The sequence below is a fragment of the Brevundimonas sp. Marseille-Q4549 genome, assembly GCF_976940555.1.
Genome location: NZ_CDRHXG010000001.1, coordinates 2,068,588 through 2,084,547 on the forward strand (window position 1 = coordinate 2,068,588; position 15,960 = coordinate 2,084,547).

A 15,960-nucleotide genomic window follows, 5' to 3' on the forward strand; every position below is an offset into this window, starting at 1 on the left:
TCGAAAGCCTTGGGAAGGGCGGTTGCGCCACTCTTTCTATCTCTAGAGAGAGTGGCGCGAGTGACGGGGCTCGAACCCGCGACCTCCGGCGTGACAGGCCGGCACTCTAACCAACTGAGCTACACCCGCGTTTCCCGGCCGAAGCGGCTGTGCGCCCCGGCGAGGGGCGTCGTTTAGGCGGGCTTATTAAGCGCGTCAAGCGACCTTTTCCCAGAAACGTCGCCGTCAGCGCGACGGGGCTGTGGACGGGACGACCACGGCCGCCTGAGGCGGGCTGTGCGGGCCGGCCACGCCGCCGCTGACGGGCTCCTGAGCGGCGACGGCCGGGGCAGGCGGCTGGTAGTGGACGCCGACGCCCGGCCCCAGGGGCAGGTCGAATGCGACCCAGGCCGCCACCATGCAGAGCCCCGCGATCAGGAAGGCCCCGGCGTAGGGCAGCATGGTGGCCATCAGCGACCCCAGGCCGAATCGCGGATCCCAGCGCTGGGCGAAGGTCAGGATCAGCGGGAAATAGCTCATCAGCGGCGTGGCGATGTTCGTCACCGAATCGCCCATGCGATAGGCGGCGGTCGTCATCTCGGGCGAAATGCCCAGCAGCATGAACATGGGCACCACGATGGGCGCGAGGGCGGACCACTTGGCCGAGGCCGAGCCGATGAACAGGTCGAAGAAGCAGGAGACGAAGACGACGCAGATCAGCAGCAGCGGTGCGGGCAGGGCCAGGCTCTTCAGTCCGGCCGCCGCATTGACGGCCAGGATCGGTCCAAGGCCCGACCAGTTGAACATGGCCACGAAATGGGCGGCGAAGAAGGCCAGGACGATATAGGGCGCCAGCTGGGCGATGCCGTCGCGCATCATGACGACCAGATCCCGGTGCGAGCGGACGGACCGCGATCCCACGCCATAGGCCGCCCCGGTCACGAAGAAGGTCACGGCGAAGAAGGCGACCAAGGACCTGTAGAGCGGATTGAACTTCTGCTCGGGCTCGGCGGTCGGATCGACGAAGGGGGAGCCGGGCAGGACGGTGATCAGCGCCCAGAGCGCGATCATGGCCAGAAGCGACAGGCCGGCGAAGGCCAGGCCGCGCTTCTCGTCGGCGGTCAGAGGTTCCTTCTCGGGCGTCTTGGGCGGCGCCACGCCCGCGATCGGCGTCCAAGGGCCCAGGCGGGGCTCGATCACCCGGTCGGTCAGGAACCAGACGATGGGGGTGAAGACGATCACCACCCCGACGATGAAGAACCAGTTGCCCGCGATGTTCACCGAATAGGACGGGTCGATCAGATGGGCGGCGGGCTCGGTGATGCCCAGGATCAGGGCGTCGCTGGCGCCCGGAAACAGATTGCCGGCGTAACCGCCCGAGACGGCCGCGAATCCGGCCGCCAGCCCCGCCAGCGGATGACGGCCCGCAGCCGCGAAGATGACCGCCGCCAACGGGATGACGACCACATAGGAAGCGTCGGAAGCATGGTGGGAAACCATGCCGGTGATCACCACCACCGGCGTCAGAATGGCGCGCGGCGCATTCAGCAGGGCGCCGCGAATAGCCGTCGAGAACAAGCCGGCGCGTTCGGCGACCGAGGCGCCGTAGATGATGGTGATGACGATGCCCAGCGGCGGAAAGTCCGCCAGGGTTCGAGGCATGCCGATGATCAGTCGCTCCAGGTTCTCTGGCGACAGGAGGCTTTGCGCAGCCAGTCGGTCGCCGGTCACGGGATTTACGGCCGACCAGCCCAGACCCGCCCCGATCAGGCTGAGAACGATCAGGCCGCCGATCAGCCAGAGGAACAGGAAGACGGGATCCGGCAGGCGGTTGCCCACGCGTTCCACGGCGTTCAGGGCGCGGCTGGCGACGCTCATGCAGATGACTTTCGGTTACAGTCTAGGGCCGCAATAGGGCGTTCGGCGTCGGCTGCGCGCAAGCGCCTGGCCTGCGACATATGGCGCGTAGAGTTGCGATCCGTTCGCAACAAAAATCCAATGACCGCAGGGGTTTGAACCCCGGCGTCTATGGGTCTAAGAAGCGCCGAATCCGCCTCTCCCCGGCGGACGAGGTTCTACGAATGAACGCATTCCTGCTCCAATATCTGCCGGTTCTGATCTTCGCCGGCCTCGCCGCCGTGATCGGCGTCCTCTTCATCGTGCTGCCGCTCGTGCTGGCGCCGAAGAGCCCCGACGCCGAGAAGCTGTCGGCCTACGAGTGCGGGTTCAACGCCTTTGACGACGCGCGCATGAAGTTCGACGTGCGCTTCTATCTGGTGTCGATCCTGTTCATCATCTTCGATCTGGAAGTGGCCTTCCTGTTCCCGTGGGCGGTGTCGATGTTCGACCTGTCGCACGCCGGTATGGTCTTCGCCTTCTGGTCGATGATGGTCTTCCTGGGCGTCCTGACCATCGGCTTCATTTACGAATGGAAGAAGGGAGCCCTGGAATGGGAGTAATCGCGCCTTCCTCGCCGCTTCCGGGCGCGCTTGTGCCCGCCGGATCGGCCGCCCGCTCGACCGTGGAGGGGTACGACCCCAAGATCCACGACAAATTCTTCGAGGCGGTGAACACCGAACTGGGCGAGCGCGGCTTCCTGACCGCCTCGCTGGACGACGTCATCACCTGGGCCCGCACCGGCTCGCTGATGTGGATGACTTTCGGTCTGGCCTGTTGCGCCGTCGAAATGATCCAGATGTCGATGCCGCGTTTCGACGTCGAGCGTTTCGGCATGGCCCCGCGCGGCAGCCCGCGTCACTCGGACCTGATGATCGTCGCCGGCACCCTGACCAACAAGATGGCCCCCGCCATTCGGAAGGTCTACGACCAGATGCCCGATCCGCGCTATGTCGTGTCGATGGGCAGCTGCGCCAACGGCGGCGGCTACTACCACTATAGTTACAGCGTCGTGCGCGGCTGCGACCGGGTCGTGCCGGTGGACGTCTATGTGCCCGGCTGCCCGCCGACGGCGGAGGCGCTGCTTTACGGCCTGCTGCAACTGCAGAAAAAGATCCGCCGCACGGGGACCATCGACCGATGAGCTCTCTTGCCGTTCAGGCCCGATACGAGGCGGCGCTGACGCCGCTGGGCACGGAGATGGTCGCGGCGCTGGGCGTCGAGGCTCAGGTCGCCTATGGCGAGCTGACGCTGGTCGCGCCGCGAGAGCGCATCGTCGAAGTGATGACGGCGCTTCGCGACCAATTCGGCTTTCAGCAACTGCTGGACGTCTGCGGCGCCGACTATCCGGACCGCGTCGAGCGGTTCGAGGTGGTCTATCATCTGCTATCGCTGACCCGGAACGCGCGGGTGCGGGTCAAGGTCTCGACCGACGAGGTCAAGCCCGTCGACACCGTCACGGGCGTCTATCCGTCCGCCGGTTGGTTCGAGCGCGAAGCTTACGACATGTACGGCGTCGTCTTCGCCGGCCATCCGGACATGCGCCGCCTGCTGACCGACTATGGGTTCGAGGGACATCCGCTGCGCAAGGACTTCCCCATGACGGGCTATGTCGAGGTCCGTTACGACGAAGAACAGAAGCGCGTCGTCTATGAGCCGGTCAAGCTGACCCAGGAATTCCGGACGTTCGACTTCCTGTCGCCGTGGGAGGGCGCCGAGTATCCGGCGCCGGTTCTGCCGGGCGACGAAAAGGCTGGAGTGAAGGGCTGATGGCTGACGGAGCGCACACCCCCGCGACCGTGAACGGCGCCGTCGATCCGTTCGAGGACATGCCGGTCGATCACCGCACCGACCATGCCAAGGCGATGGACGACCGCAAGTTCACCATCAACTTCGGTCCGCAACACCCGGCCGCGCACGGCGTCTTGCGTCTGGTGCTTGAGCTCGACGGCGAGATCGTGGAACGCGTCGATCCGCACATCGGCCTGCTGCACCGCGGCACCGAAAAGCTGATGGAGTCCCGCACCTATCTGCAGAACGTGCCGTATCTGGATCGCCTCGACTATGTCGCGCCGATGAACCAGGAGCACGCCTTCTGTCTGGCCATCGAGAAACTGCTGGGGATCGAGGTTCCGTACCGCGCCCAGCTGATCCGGGTGCTGTATTCGGAAATCGGCCGGATCGGGAACCACCTGCTGAACGCGACCATGCAGGCCATGGACGTCGGCGCCCTGACGCCCCCGCTGTGGGGCCACGAAGAGCGCGAAAAGCTGATGGTGTTCTACGAGCGCGCCTGCGGCGCCCGTCTGCACGCCAACTATTTCCGTCCCGGCGGCGTCCACCAGGACCTGCCGATGGACCTGATCGACGACATCGGCCGCTGGTGCGAAGCCTTCCCCAAGGCCCTGGCCGACATCGAGAGCCTGGTCACGGAAAACCGCATCTTCAAGCAGCGCAACGTCGACATCGGCGTGGTGTCCAAGGAGAACGCCCTGGCCTGGGCCTTCACCGGCGTCATGCTGCGCGGGTCGGACATCGCATGGGACCTGCGCAAGGCCCAGCCGTATGAGTGCTACGCCGAACTGGAGTTCGACGTGCCGGTCGGCAAGAACGGCGACTGCTGGGACCGCTACCTGTGCCGCGTCGAGGAGATGAAGCAGTCGGTGCGGATCATGGAGCAGTGCATCCACAAGCTGCGCAACTGCCCCGGCGAACCGGTCATGATCGAGGACAACAAGATCGTGCCGCCGCGTCGCGGCGAGATGAAGCGGTCGATGGAATCCCTGATCCATCACTTCAAACTGTACACCGAAGGCTTCAAGACCCCCGAGGGCGAGGTCTATGCCGCCGTCGAGGCGCCCAAGGGCGAGTTCGGCATCTATCTGGTGTCGGATGGAACCAACAAACCGTATCGCGTGAAGATCTCGGCGCCGGGCTTCCGTCACCTGCAGGCGATGGACTGGATGAACCGGGGCCACCAGCTGGCCGACGTGTCCGCCATCCTGGGCTCGCTCGACATCGTTTTCGGAGAAGTGGACCGATGAGCGTTCGTCGTCTCGCCAAGGACCAGCCGGCCTCCTTCGCCTTCTCGAAGGACACCATGGCCAAGGCCGAATGGTGGATCAGGAAATACCCGGAAAACCGTCGCCAGTCGGCGGTGATCCCGGTCCTGTGGCTGGTGCAGAAGCAGGAAGGCTGGGTCTGCGAACCCGCCATCCGCGCGGTCGCCGAACTGCTGGGGATGCCCGTCATCCGGGTGCTGGAGGTCGCGACCTTCTACACCATGTTCATGCTGGAGCCGGTCGGCACGACCGCGCTGATCCAGGTGTGCGGCACCACGCCGTGCATGCTGCGCGGCGCCAACGAGCTGATGCGGGTCTGCAAGGAGAAGATCGGTCCCAAGGACCATCTGTCCGCCGACGGTCGCTTCACCTGGCAGGAAGTCGAATGCCTGGGCGCCTGTTCCAACGCGCCGATGGCCCAGATCAACGACTACTATTACGAAGACCTGACGCCGGAGACGATGGCCCAGATCATCGACGACTTCGCCGCCGGCAAGACGCCCAAGCCGGGCTCCTACATCGGTCGCACCAATGCGGCGCCGGCCGGCGGGGCCAAGACCCTGCTGGACCCGAAACTGTATGACGGCTCGGCCGCCAAGCCGATCAAGAAACTGCCCAACAGCGATCCGGCCCCGGCCGAGAAGGCGCCGGCCTGATGCCCGCGCCGGACCTGAACACCGAAGAAGGGCGCGCCGCCTATCGCAAGGAGCTGCGCGCCGTGGGGCGTCCGCTGCGGGCGGGCGGCCTGGCCCTGGTCGTGGGCGCGGCCGTCGTGATCCTGATGACGCGTCAGGGCGCGCTGGGCGCCTGGGCGGTCAACGCCTCCTACTTCATGCTGGCGGCCGGCTGGGTGATGGTCCTGGCGGCCATCTGGATGCGCACCCGTCACCACAAGCGCCGTCTGGCGGAAGGACTCTGAGGGCCATGGTCGGAATCCTCGAAGACAAGGACCGCATCTTCACCAACCTGTACGGCTTCCACGACTGGACGCTGGACGGGGCGAAGGCGCGCGGCGCCTGGAACGCCACCAAGGACATGCTGGACCTTGGCCGCGACTGGATCATCAACAACGTCAAGGCCTCGGGTCTGCGCGGTCGTGGCGGCGCGGGTTTCTCCACCGGCCTGAAGTGGTCCTTCATGCCCAAGGAAGTGAAGGATCGCCCTCACTATCTGGTGGTCAACGCCGACGAATCCGAACCCGCGACCTGCAAGGACCGCGAGATCATGCGTAACGATCCGCAGCTGCTGATCGAAGGCTGCCTGATCGCTAGCTTCGCCATGCAGGCCCATGCCTGCTACATCTATCTGCGCGGCGAATATGTGCTGGAACGCGAGCGCATGGAGGCGGCGGTCAAGCAGGCCTATGAGGCCCGGCTGATCGGCAAGGACAACGTCCACGGCTGGGACTTCGACGTCTATATCCACCATGGCGGCGGCGCCTACATCTGCGGCGAAGAGACGGCCCTGCTGGAATCGCTGGAAGGCAAGAAGGGCCAGCCGCGCCTGAAGCCGCCTTTCCCGGCAGGCGCTGGCCTGTACGGCTGCCCGACCACGGTGAACAACGTCGAGTCGATCGCCGTCGTCGGCACCATCCTGCGTCGCGGCGCCGACTGGTTCGCCAGCTTTGGTCGTCCGAACAACACCGGCACCAAGCTGATGTCCCTGTCGGGCCATGTGAACACGCCCTGCGTGGTCGAGGAGGCCATGTCGATCCCTCTGCGCCAGCTGATCGAGGATCACGGCGGCGGCGTGCGCGGCGGCTGGGAGAACCTGAAAGCCATCATCCCCGGCGGCGCATCCTGCCCGGTCATCACGCGCGAACAGGCCGAGACGGTCCTGATGGATTTCGATTCCATGCGCGAGGTTCGCTCGTCGCTGGGCACGGCAGGCGTGACCGTGATGGATCAGTCCACCGACGTCGTGAAGGCGATCGCCCGCATCAGCTACTTCTTCAAGCATGAGAGCTGCGGCCAGTGCACGCCGTGCCGCGAAGGCACAGGCTGGATGTGGCGCGTGCTGGAGCGGATGGCGGTGGGGGAGGCCGATCCGTCGGAAATCGACCTGCTGCTGGATGTCGCCAGTCAGGTCGAGGGCCACACCATCTGCGCCCTGGGCGACGCGGCCGCCTGGCCGGTTCAGGGGCTGATCCGTCACTTCCGTCACGAGATCGAAGAGCGGATCGCCAACTATCGCAGCCGCCGCGCGAACTTCGCCGGCCACGCGATCGCGGCGGAGTAGGGATGCGCCGTTTTCCGACCCTGATGCTGGTCCTGCCCGTCCTCGCCGCCTGCGGCGAGGCGGACAAGGCTGCGCCCCAGGCGGCGGAAGCCCCCAAGGCCGTTGCGCCGGTTGCACCTGTCGCGGCGGCCTCTGCCGATCTGGAGGCCTCGTGCCGCCAGGAGGTCGAGACCCTGTTCGGCCAGTCGGGCGGCGTGGTCAGCTACAGGCCCGCCGGTGACGGCAAGGCCGTGGTGTCGTGGCCCGCGCCGGTGGACGGCGGGGTGATGAGTTTTGAATGCCGGACCGACGGCGACCGCGTGGGACTGTTCCGCGACGGCCGCAAGATGTCCGTCGATGTCCAGATGGCGGCTCCCGCCGCCAAACAAGAGGCCCGCTGATGCCCGTCGCCAAGGTCAACGGCGTAGAAACCGAATTCGAGCCCGGCATGACCGTGCTCCAGGTCGCCGAGCTCGCGGGGCAGGAAATCCCGCGCTTCTGCTACCATGAGCGCCTGTCCATCGCCGGCAATTGCCGCATGTGCCTGGTCGAGGTGAAGCCCGGACCGCCGAAGCCGCAGGCCTCGTGCGCGCTTCCGGCCGCCGACGGCCAGGAAATCTTCACCGACACGCCGATGGTCAAGAAGGCCCGCGAAGGGGTGATGGAGTTCCTGCTCATCAACCACCCGCTGGACTGCCCGATCTGCGACCAGGGCGGTGAATGCGATCTTCAGGACCAGTCGGTCGGCTATGGTCGTGACGGCTCTCGCTACGCCGAGAACAAGCGTGCGGTCGAAGAAAAGCACATGGGGCCGACGATCAAGACCTTCATGACGCGCTGCATCCAGTGCACGCGGTGCGTCCGCTTCATCACCGAGGTCGCAGGCGTGCCCGACATCGGCATGATCTCGCGCGGGGAAGACGCCGAGATCACCACCTATCTTGAGAAGTCGGTCGCCTCGGAACTGTCGGGCAACGTCAACGACCTGTGCCCGGTCGGCGCGCTGACGCACCGTCCGTGGCAGTACCACTATCGTCCGTGGGAACTGAAGAAGACTGAGACCATCGACGTCATGGATGGCCTGGGATCGAACATCCGCGCCGACTATCGCGGGTCCGAGGTCATGCGGGTGCTGCCGCGCGTGAACGAGGGGATCAACGAGGAGTGGCTGTCGGACAAGAGTCGCTATGTCGTTGACGGCCTGACGGCGCGTCGTCTGGATCGGCCGTGGATTCGCGAGAACGGCAAGCTGCGTCCCGCCACCTGGAACGAGGCGCTGGACGCTGTCGCCGCCAGGCTGAAGGCCGCATCGGCTGACCGTATCGGCGTCATCGCGGGCGATCTTCAGGACGCCGAGTCGATGAAGGCGACGCTGGACCTGTTCCGCGCCCTGGGCTCGAAAAACACCGACTGCCGCCAGGACGGCGCCGCCCTGGGTTACGGCCCGCGCGAGGGGTGGCTGTTCAACTCCGGCCTGGAAGGTATTGAAAAGGCTGACGCCGTTCTGATCGTCGGCGCCAATCCGCGCACCGAGGCGCCGCTGCTGAACGCCCGTCTGCGCAAGGCCTGGCTGAAGGGCGACATGGAGATCGGCCTGATCGGCGAACAGGCCGACCTGACGTTCGACTACGCCTATCTGGGCGCCGGATCGAAGACCCTGGCCAAGCTGCCCAAGTCGGCGATGGACTTCCTGACCAAGGCCGAGCGTCCGGCGATCATCGTCGGCGCGGGCGCGCTGGGCGGGGAGGGCGGCGCGGCCGTCCTGAACGCCCTGGGCGCCCTGGCCAAGAAGGTCGGTGTCGTCACCGACGGCTGGAACGGTTTCAACGTCCTGCACCACGCCGCCGCCCGCGTCGCCGGTCTGGACATGGGCTTCGTCCCGGCTGAGGGCGGCCTGACGGTTTCGGAAATGCTGAAGCCGGGCGCGCTGGACGTGCTGTTCCTGCTGGGCGCCGACGAGGTCGATCCGACCGGCTCGAACGCCTTCCGCGTCTATCTGGGCAGCCATGGCGACCGGGGCGCGCACGGCGCCGACGTCATCCTGCCGGGCGCGGCCTACACCGAGAAATCGGGCCTGTACGTCAACACGGAGGGCCGGGTGCAGATGGCCGAGCGCGTGGTGTTCCCGAAAGGCGAGGCCAAGGAAGACTGGGCCATCATCCGCGCCCTGTCGGCCCGCCTCGACCAGACGCTGCCCTATGACACGCTGGAGCAGCTGCGCGACAAGTTGATGGGCGACCATCCGACCTTCGGCCGGATCGACTATCTGCCGGCGCCGGTTTCGTTCGACGTGGCGTCGCTGGGCGCCAAGGGCGATCTGGGCGACCGGACCTTCGTCTCGGCCGTCGCCGACCCCTATCTTTCCAATCCGATCGCGCGCGCCAGCGCGACCATGGCCGAGCTGTCCGCCCTGCGGATCGCCCCGGTCGCGATGGCGGCGGAGTAAGTCATGGACGCTGCTGCAAACTTCTCTCCGCTGGGATGGACGCTGATCACCGTCGGTCAGATCCTGCTGATTACCGTGGGCGTGCTGGTCGGCGTGGCCTTCCTGCTGCTGGCGGACCGCAAGGTCTGGGCCTCGGTGCAGATGCGAAAAGGTCCGAACGTCGTGGGGCCTTTCGGCCTGCTGCAATCGTTCGCCGACATGCTGAAATTCGTGCTGAAGGAGGTGGTCGTTCCCTCCGGCGCGGACAAGGCGGTCTTCCTGCTCGCGCCGATCATCACCGTGATCCTGGCCTTCATGGCCTGGGCCGTGATTCCGTTCGCGCCGGGCTGGGTCGTCTCCAATCTGAACGTCGGCATCCTGTACATCTTCGCGGTCTCGTCGCTGGGCGTGTACGGCATCATCATGGGCGGCTGGGCTTCGAACTCGAAGTATCCGTTCCTGGGATCGCTGCGTTCGGCCGCGCAGATGGTGTCCTACGAAGTCTCGCTGGGCCTGATCATCATCAACGTCATCCTGCTGGCCGGGACGATGAACCTGTCGGACATCGTCAGCAGCCAGAGCGGCTACGCCTGGAACTGGTATGCCTTCGGCGGGGGCAAGGACACCTGGCCCCTGATCGTCGTCATGTTCCCGATGATGATCGTCTTCTTCATCTCGGCCCTGGCCGAGACCAACCGCCCGCCCTTCGACCTGCCGGAGGCCGAGTCGGAACTGGTGGCCGGCTATCAGGTCGAATACAGCTCCACGACCTATCTGCTGTTCATGATGGGCGAGTACGTCAACATCGTCTTCATGTCGGCGTTCATCAGCATCCTGTTCTTCGGCGGATGGAACCCGGGCTTCCTGTCGCAGTCCTTCCTGGACAGCCTGCCGACCTGGGTCGCCTATACGATCTATCTGCTGACCTTCGTGACGAAGACGGTGATCTGGTTCCTGGCGTTCGCCCTGGTGAAGGCCTTCGTGCCTCGCTACCGCTACGACCAGCTGATGCGCCTGGGCTGGAAGGTCTTCCTGCCGGCCTCGCTGATCGCCGTGGTCGTCACTTCGGCCTGGCGCGTGTTCGCGGTGGGGGCGTGATGAAGGTTCTTTCGCTGGCCCTTCTGATGGTCGCCGCGCCAGTCGTGATGGCGTGCGCGCCCGACACCCGCATGCCGGAATCCAGCTATCAATGGGAGCGTCGACAGGCGCAGATCGAAGCCGACTGGCGCGCCGGTCAGGCCGCCCAAACGCCTGCACCGACGCCCGCCGCGAAGGATAAGCCCTGATGTTCACCCGTATCGCCCAAGCCGCGAAGGGCGCGATGATGCTCGACGCCATCGGCGCCATCGGCCTGACCCTGAAGTACATGGCGCGCCCCAAGGCGACCGTGAACTATCCGTTCGAGCGGAACCCCCAGTCGCCGCGTTTCCGGGGCGAGCACGCCCTGCGTCGCTATCCGAACGGCGAGGAACGCTGCATCGCCTGCAAGCTGTGCGAGGCCATCTGCCCGGCCCAGGCCATCACCATCGAGGCCGAACCCCGCGCCGACGGCAGCCGCCGCACGACCCGCTACGACATCGACATGGTCAAATGCATCTACTGCGGCCTGTGCCAGGAGGCCTGCCCGGTGGATGCGATCGTCGAGGGACCGAACTCGGAATACGCCGTCGAAACGCGCGAGGAGCTGCTGTTCGACAAGGCCCGCCTGCTCGACAACGGCGATCGCTGGGAACGAGAGATCGCCAAGAATCTGGAACTCGACGCGCCTTACCGCTAAGGCGCTTCTCGCTAAACGGGCCGACGATTCCGAAAGGGGCGCGGCCGAGACGAAAGGGGCTTCGTCCCGACATGCTGCAAAGCATAGCCTTCTTCCTGCTGGCGACGGTCGCCACGGTTTCCGGCCTTCTGGTCGTCACCGCGCGCAACCCCGTGCACAGCGTGCTGTGGTTGATCCTGACCTTCTTCTCGGCGGCGGGCCTGTTCGTCCTGATGGGGGCGGAGTTCCTGGCGATGCTGCTGGTCGTCGTCTATGTCGGCGCGGTCGCGGTGCTGTTCCTGTTCGTCGTCATGATGCTGGACGTCGACTTCCTGAAACTGCGCGAGGGCTATGCGCGGTATCTGCCGATCGGAGCGATCATCGCCGCGATCCTGCTGGCCGAAATGATCATGGTCTCCTTCGCCGTGGTCCGGGGCGGCGCGGCCGCCGACGGAACCAGCCTGGCGGCGCCCAGCGCCGGCATGACCAATGTCGAGGCGATCGGCCGGGTGCTCTACACCGACTATATCTACTTCTTCCAGGCGGCCGGGATCGTGCTGCTGATCGCCATGATCGGCGCCATCACCCTGACGCTGCGCCACAAGCCGCATATCAAACGCCAGAACATCGCCGACCAGGTCAATCGCCCGGCCGCCAAGGCGATGGAAGTCAAGTCGGTCCAAACCGGGCAGGGCGTCTCGCCCGAGGAGCTTCTCTGATGGCCATCGGTCTAACCCACTATCTGACGGTCGCCGCCATCCTGTTCACCATCGGGGTGTTCGGCATCTTCGTGAACCGCAAGAACGTCATCATCATCCTGATGTCGATCGAGCTGATCCTGCTGGCCGTGAACATCAACTTCGTGGCCTTCTCGTCCTATCTGCACGACATCAGCGGGCAGATCATGGCCATGTTCGTCCTGACCGTCGCCGCGGCCGAGGCCGCCGTCGGCCTGGCCATCCTCGTGACCTTCTTCCGTAACCGCGGTGACATCGCGGTCGACGACGCTTCCGTGATGAAGGGCTAAGCGTGAACCTCCATACCCTCGTCATCCTGGGCGTCTTCGCCCCGCTGCTGGGCGCCGCCATCGCGGGCTTCTTCGGCCGCCGGATCGGAAACATCCCGTCGCAGGCGGTCACGACCGGCCTGCTGTTCTTCTCGTGCGCCGTCGCCTGGACGGTGTTCGGCCAGTGGACCTGGGGCCATCTGGAGCCCTTCACCATTCGTCTGGCGCCCTTCATCAACGTGGGCGACTTCCACTCGGCCTGGTCGATCCGCATCGACGCCCTGTCGGCGACCATGCTGATCGTCGTGACCAGCGTGTCGTCGCTGGTCCACCTGTATTCCTGGGGCTATATGGCCGAGGACGACAGCCGGCCGCGCTTCTTCGCCTATCTGTCCTTGTTCACCTTCATGATGCTGGCGCTGGTGACGGCGGCCGACTTCATGCAGATATTCTTCGGCTGGGAAGGGGTGGGGCTGGCGTCCTATCTGCTGATCGGCTTCTGGTACAAGAAGCCGACGGCCAGCGCCGCCGCCATCAAGGCTTTCGTCGTCAACCGCGTCGGCGACTTCGGCTTCGTCCTGGGGATCATGACGATCTTCTGGATGTACGGCACCATCAACTTCGCCGAACTGTTCCCGCTGATCGCCACCAAGGCCGGCACGACCTGGGAGTTCCTGGGCGTCCACTGGTCGGCGCTGGATTTGGCCGGCTTCCTGCTGTTCATCGGCGCCATGGGCAAGTCGGCCCAGTTCTTCCTGCACACCTGGTTGCCGGACGCGATGGAAGGGCCGACGCCGGTGTCGGCCCTGATCCACGCGGCGACCATGGTGACGGCCGGCGTCTATATGGTCTGCCTGCTGAGCCCCATTTACGAACACGCGCCTGGCGCGGCCCAGATCATCGCCATCATCGGCGCGATCACGGCCCTGTTCGCCGCGACGGTCGGCCTGACGCAGAACGACATCAAGCGGGTCATCGCCTATTCGACCTGTTCGCAACTGGGCTACATGTTCTTCGCGGCGGGCGTCGGCGCCTATCAGGCCGCCATGTTCCACCTGTTCACCCACGCCTTCTTCAAGGCCCTGCTGTTCCTGGGCGCCGGCTCGGTGATCCATGGCATGCACCATGAGCAGGACATGCGGAAGATGGGCGGTCTGTGGAAGCTGCTGCCCGTCACCTATGCGGTCATGACCATCGGCACCATCGCCATCACCGGCCTGGGCATTCCCGGTGTCGGTGGGTTCGCCGGCTTCTATTCCAAGGATTCGATCATCGAGAGCGCCTACGCCTCGGCGGCTTCGGGCCATAGCGCGGTCGGTCTGTTCGCCTTCTTCGTCGGCATCATCGCCGCCGGTCTGACGGCCTATTATTCCTGGCGTCTGATCTTCATGACCTTCCACAACAAGCCGGTGTGGAAGGAAGAGGGCGATGCGCACCATGCCGCGCATCACGCGGATGATCACGCCTCGCACGCCCAGCTGGAAACCCATTCCGAGCCGGTCACGGACGCCCATGCCCACGACGATCACGCGCATGACGATCATGGCCACCACGGCCCGCTGAAGCCGCACGAAAGCCCGCCGGTCATGCTGATCCCGCTGATCCTGTTGTCGGTCGGGGCGGTCGCCGCAGGTTTCGTCTTCGCGCCGCACTTCATCGGCCACCATGAGGGCGAGTTCTGGCGCGGAGCGATCTTCACCGGCGCGCACAACCACGTCCTGCATGAAAGCCATGACGTGCCCACCTGGGTGAAGTGGTCGCCGCTGATCCTGACCCTGCTGGGCACCGCCGTCGCCTACTGGATTTATGTGGTCCATCAGGGCATGGCGCGCCGCATGGCCGAACGCGACGGCGTCGTGTACCGCTTCCTCTACAACAAGTGGTATTTCGACGAGCTGTACGACTTCGTCTTCGTGCGCGGCTTGCGCGCCATCGGGAACTTCTTCTGGAAGGTCTGCGACGTGAAGATCATCGACGGCCTCGGCCCGAACGGCGCCGCCTGGGCGTCGCTGAAATCCGCCGCGCGACTGGGCAAGCTCCAGTCCGGCTATGTCTATCACTATGCCTTCGTGATGCTGCTCGGGGTGGCTGGATTGCTCACCTTCGCCATCCTCGCGTGGGGAGCCTGAGCCCGTGCCCTACATCCTGAGCCTCGTCACCTTCCTGCCGCTGGCCGGCGCCCTGGCGATCCTGATCGCCCGGTTGTCGTCCAAGTCGCAGGACGCCGCCGCGCCCGCCGCGCGCTGGATCGCCCTGATCACGACCCTGGTCGTGCTGGCCGTGTCCGTCGTGCTGGTCGCCGGCTTCGATCCGAAGAACCCGGCCTATCAGTTCGTGGAATTCGCGCCCTGGTTCGCCGGCGCCAGCTATCACCTGGGCGTCGACGGGATTTCGATCCTGTTCGTTCTGCTGACGGCGTTCCTGATGCCGATCTGCATCCTGGCCAGCTGGAAGTCGGTCGAGAAGCGCGTCGTCGAATATATGATCGCCTTCCTGGTGCTGGAGACGCTGGTCATCGGGGTGTTCACCTCACTGGACCTGTTCCTCTTCTACATCTTCTTCGAAGGCACCCTGGTCCCGATGTTCCTGATCATCGGCATCTGGGGCGGTCAGAACCGCATCTACGCGGCCTACAAGTTCTTCCTCTACACCCTGCTGGGGTCCGTCCTGATGCTGCTGGCCATGCTGTGGATGGCGCATGAAGCAGGCACCACCAGCATTCCCGAGCTGAAGCGTTTCGCCTTCGATCCGGCTGTCCAGCCGATCCTGTGGCTGGCCTTCTTCGCCTCGTTCGCGGTGAAGATGCCGATGTGGCCGGTCCACACCTGGTTGCCGGACGCCCACGTCCAGGCGCCGACGGCCGGTTCGGTCATCTTGGCCGGCATTCTGCTGAAGCTGGGCGGCTACGGTTTCATCCTGTTCAACGTGCCGATGTTCCCGCAGGCGTCGGAGATGGTCCGACCGCTGGTCTTCACTCTGTCGGTCATCGCCATCGTCTATACGTCGCTGGTCGCCTGGCGTCAGACGGACATGAAGAAGCTGATCGCCTATTCGTCGGTCGCGCACATGGGTTTCGTCACCCTGGGCATCTTCTCGGGCAACGACATCGGTATGCAGGGCGCCGTCTTCCAGATGATCAGCCACGGCCTGATCTCGGGCGCGCTGTTCCTGTGCGTGGGCGTGGTCTACGACCGTATGCACACCCGCGAGATCGCCCTGTACGGCGGCCTGACGTCCAAGATGCCGTGGTATGCGGCCATCTTCCTGATGTTCACCATGGCCAATGTCGGCCTGCCCGGCACCTCGGGCTTCATCGGCGAAGTGCTGACCATGACGGGCGCTTATCGCGCCTCGACCTGGGCGGCGCTGGTGGCGGCCTCGGGCGTCATCTTCTCGGCGGTCTACGCCCTGACGCTCTATCGGGCGATGATGTTCGGCGAGATCACCAATCCCAAGCTTGAAACGATCAAGGACATCGACAAGCGCGAACTGCTGCTGTTCGTGCCGCTGATCCTCGGCACTCTGTGGCTGGGCGTCCAGCCGGGCGTCGTCCTTGATTACACCGGGCCCGCCGTCGAGGCCCTGACCAGCGCCTATCGCGCCGCGATCGGCGGGTGAG

At 65.3% G+C, this 15,960-nt stretch carries 17 protein-coding genes and 1 tRNA gene; 16 read left to right on the forward strand and 2 right to left on the reverse strand.

From position 1 onward, the window contains the following. Positions 1-52 precede the first annotated feature (52 nt). A tRNA-Asp gene (locus ACWPV3_RS10135) sits at positions 53-129 on the reverse strand. A 96-nt stretch (positions 130-225) separates the two neighbouring features. Further along, positions 226-1,857 carry an AbgT family transporter gene (locus tag ACWPV3_RS10140; RefSeq protein ID WP_453977784.1) on the reverse strand — a complete coding sequence of 544 codons (1,632 nt, stop codon included), beginning with the start codon at positions 1,855-1,857 and terminating at the stop codon, positions 226-228. A gap of 203 nt (positions 1,858-2,060) precedes the next feature. Between ACWPV3_RS10140 and ACWPV3_RS10145 the strand changes: the two genes are divergently transcribed. The 16 genes from ACWPV3_RS10145 to ACWPV3_RS10220 all read left to right on the forward strand — a co-directional run bounded on the left by ACWPV3_RS10145 (position 2,061) and on the right by ACWPV3_RS10220 (position 15,959). Next, a complete protein-coding gene (locus tag ACWPV3_RS10145; RefSeq protein WP_292087753.1) occupies positions 2,061-2,438 on the forward strand; it encodes an NADH-quinone oxidoreductase subunit A in 378 nt (125 codons plus the stop codon). After that, positions 2,408-3,019 carry a NuoB/complex I 20 kDa subunit family protein gene (locus ACWPV3_RS10150; RefSeq protein WP_453977785.1) on the forward strand — a complete coding sequence of 204 codons (612 nt, stop codon included), beginning with the start codon at positions 2,408-2,410 and terminating at the stop codon, positions 3,017-3,019. The genes ACWPV3_RS10145 and ACWPV3_RS10150 overlap by 31 nt, the downstream gene beginning before the upstream one ends. Further along, entirely contained in the window at positions 3,016-3,645 is a 630-nt protein-coding gene (locus ACWPV3_RS10155) for an NADH-quinone oxidoreductase subunit C (protein WP_453977786.1), read from the forward strand. Before ACWPV3_RS10150 ends, ACWPV3_RS10155 begins: the two co-directional genes overlap by 4 nt. After that, positions 3,645-4,919 (forward strand): NADH-quinone oxidoreductase subunit D, encoded by a 1,275-nt coding sequence (locus tag ACWPV3_RS10160; protein WP_453977787.1) that lies wholly within the window; start codon positions 3,645-3,647, stop codon positions 4,917-4,919. Before ACWPV3_RS10155 ends, ACWPV3_RS10160 begins: the two co-directional genes overlap by 1 nt. Then, positions 4,916-5,593: an NADH-quinone oxidoreductase subunit NuoE gene (nuoE, locus tag ACWPV3_RS10165; protein WP_292087757.1), complete on the forward strand. Its 678-nt coding sequence runs from the start codon at positions 4,916-4,918 to the stop codon at positions 5,591-5,593. The genes ACWPV3_RS10160 and nuoE overlap by 4 nt, the downstream gene beginning before the upstream one ends. Then, a complete protein-coding gene (locus ACWPV3_RS10170; protein WP_292087758.1) occupies positions 5,593-5,856 on the forward strand; it encodes a hypothetical protein in 264 nt (87 codons plus the stop codon). Before nuoE ends, ACWPV3_RS10170 begins: the two co-directional genes overlap by 1 nt. Before the next feature lie 5 nt (positions 5,857-5,861). Continuing rightward, positions 5,862-7,175, forward strand: a complete 1,314-nt coding sequence (gene nuoF, locus ACWPV3_RS10175) for an NADH-quinone oxidoreductase subunit NuoF (protein ID WP_292087759.1) — start codon at positions 5,862-5,864, stop codon at positions 7,173-7,175. 2 nt (positions 7,176-7,177) lie between these two features. After that, positions 7,178-7,555 carry a hypothetical protein gene (locus ACWPV3_RS10180; protein ID WP_453977788.1) on the forward strand — a complete coding sequence of 126 codons (378 nt, stop codon included), beginning with the start codon at positions 7,178-7,180 and terminating at the stop codon, positions 7,553-7,555. After that, a complete protein-coding gene (gene nuoG / locus ACWPV3_RS10185; RefSeq protein ID WP_453977789.1) occupies positions 7,555-9,600 on the forward strand; it encodes an NADH-quinone oxidoreductase subunit NuoG in 2,046 nt (681 codons plus the stop codon). The genes ACWPV3_RS10180 and nuoG overlap by 1 nt, the downstream gene beginning before the upstream one ends. Positions 9,601-9,603: 3 nt before the next feature. Beyond that, the gene (gene nuoH, locus ACWPV3_RS10190) at positions 9,604-10,677 is read left to right on the forward strand and encodes an NADH-quinone oxidoreductase subunit NuoH (protein WP_292087764.1); all 1,074 of its coding nucleotides are present in this window, start codon (positions 9,604-9,606) and stop codon (positions 10,675-10,677) included. Next, positions 10,677-10,865 (forward strand): hypothetical protein, encoded by a 189-nt coding sequence (locus ACWPV3_RS10195; protein WP_292087765.1) that lies wholly within the window; start codon positions 10,677-10,679, stop codon positions 10,863-10,865. The genes nuoH and ACWPV3_RS10195 overlap by 1 nt, the downstream gene beginning before the upstream one ends. Continuing rightward, the gene (gene nuoI, locus ACWPV3_RS10200) at positions 10,865-11,356 is read left to right on the forward strand and encodes an NADH-quinone oxidoreductase subunit NuoI (RefSeq protein ID WP_292087766.1); all 492 of its coding nucleotides are present in this window, start codon (positions 10,865-10,867) and stop codon (positions 11,354-11,356) included. The genes ACWPV3_RS10195 and nuoI overlap by 1 nt, the downstream gene beginning before the upstream one ends. 71 nt (positions 11,357-11,427) lie before the next feature. Then, positions 11,428-12,054, forward strand: a complete 627-nt coding sequence (locus ACWPV3_RS10205; protein WP_292087767.1) for an NADH-quinone oxidoreductase subunit J — start codon at positions 11,428-11,430, stop codon at positions 12,052-12,054. Next, entirely contained in the window at positions 12,054-12,362 is a 309-nt protein-coding gene (nuoK, locus tag ACWPV3_RS10210; protein ID WP_292087768.1) for an NADH-quinone oxidoreductase subunit NuoK, read from the forward strand. The genes ACWPV3_RS10205 and nuoK overlap by 1 nt, the downstream gene beginning before the upstream one ends. A gap of 2 nt (positions 12,363-12,364) precedes the next feature. Then, the gene (nuoL, locus tag ACWPV3_RS10215) at positions 12,365-14,470 is read left to right on the forward strand and encodes an NADH-quinone oxidoreductase subunit L (RefSeq protein ID WP_453977790.1); all 2,106 of its coding nucleotides are present in this window, start codon (positions 12,365-12,367) and stop codon (positions 14,468-14,470) included. 4 nt (positions 14,471-14,474) lie between these two features. Continuing rightward, positions 14,475-15,959, forward strand: a complete 1,485-nt coding sequence (locus tag ACWPV3_RS10220; RefSeq protein WP_453977791.1) for an NADH-quinone oxidoreductase subunit M — start codon at positions 14,475-14,477, stop codon at positions 15,957-15,959. The last annotated feature ends 1 nt before the right edge of the window (position 15,960 follow it).

What these genes read in the sequence shown, in the direction of transcription:
- ACWPV3_RS10180 (WP_453977788.1), top strand. Translation starts at nt 7,178, where the DNA reads ATGCGCCGTTTTCCGACCCTGATGCTGGTCCTGCCCGTCCTCGCCGCC.
- nuoH (WP_292087764.1), top strand. Translation starts at nt 9,604, where the DNA reads ATGGACGCTGCTGCAAACTTCTCTCCGCTGGGATGGACGCTGATCACC.
- ACWPV3_RS10160 (WP_453977787.1), top strand. Translation starts at nt 3,645, where the DNA reads ATGGCTGACGGAGCGCACACCCCCGCGACCGTGAACGGCGCCGTCGAT.
- ACWPV3_RS10170 (WP_292087758.1), top strand. Translation starts at nt 5,593, where the DNA reads ATGCCCGCGCCGGACCTGAACACCGAAGAAGGGCGCGCCGCCTATCGC.
- ACWPV3_RS10150 (WP_453977785.1), top strand. Translation starts at nt 2,408, where the DNA reads ATGGAAGAAGGGAGCCCTGGAATGGGAGTAATCGCGCCTTCCTCGCCG.
- ACWPV3_RS10195 (WP_292087765.1), top strand. Translation starts at nt 10,677, where the DNA reads ATGAAGGTTCTTTCGCTGGCCCTTCTGATGGTCGCCGCGCCAGTCGTG.
- nuoG (WP_453977789.1), top strand. Translation starts at nt 7,555, where the DNA reads ATGCCCGTCGCCAAGGTCAACGGCGTAGAAACCGAATTCGAGCCCGGC.
- ACWPV3_RS10145 (WP_292087753.1), top strand. Translation starts at nt 2,061, where the DNA reads ATGAACGCATTCCTGCTCCAATATCTGCCGGTTCTGATCTTCGCCGGC.
- nuoF (WP_292087759.1), top strand. Translation starts at nt 5,862, where the DNA reads ATGGTCGGAATCCTCGAAGACAAGGACCGCATCTTCACCAACCTGTAC.
- ACWPV3_RS10155 (WP_453977786.1), top strand. Translation starts at nt 3,016, where the DNA reads ATGAGCTCTCTTGCCGTTCAGGCCCGATACGAGGCGGCGCTGACGCCG.
- nuoE (WP_292087757.1), top strand. Translation starts at nt 4,916, where the DNA reads ATGAGCGTTCGTCGTCTCGCCAAGGACCAGCCGGCCTCCTTCGCCTTC.
- ACWPV3_RS10140 (WP_453977784.1), bottom strand. Translation starts at nt 1,857, where the DNA reads ATGAGCGTCGCCAGCCGCGCCCTGAACGCCGTGGAACGCGTGGGCAAC.
- nuoK (WP_292087768.1), top strand. Translation starts at nt 12,054, where the DNA reads ATGGCCATCGGTCTAACCCACTATCTGACGGTCGCCGCCATCCTGTTC.
- nuoI (WP_292087766.1), top strand. Translation starts at nt 10,865, where the DNA reads ATGTTCACCCGTATCGCCCAAGCCGCGAAGGGCGCGATGATGCTCGAC.
- ACWPV3_RS10205 (WP_292087767.1), top strand. Translation starts at nt 11,428, where the DNA reads ATGCTGCAAAGCATAGCCTTCTTCCTGCTGGCGACGGTCGCCACGGTT.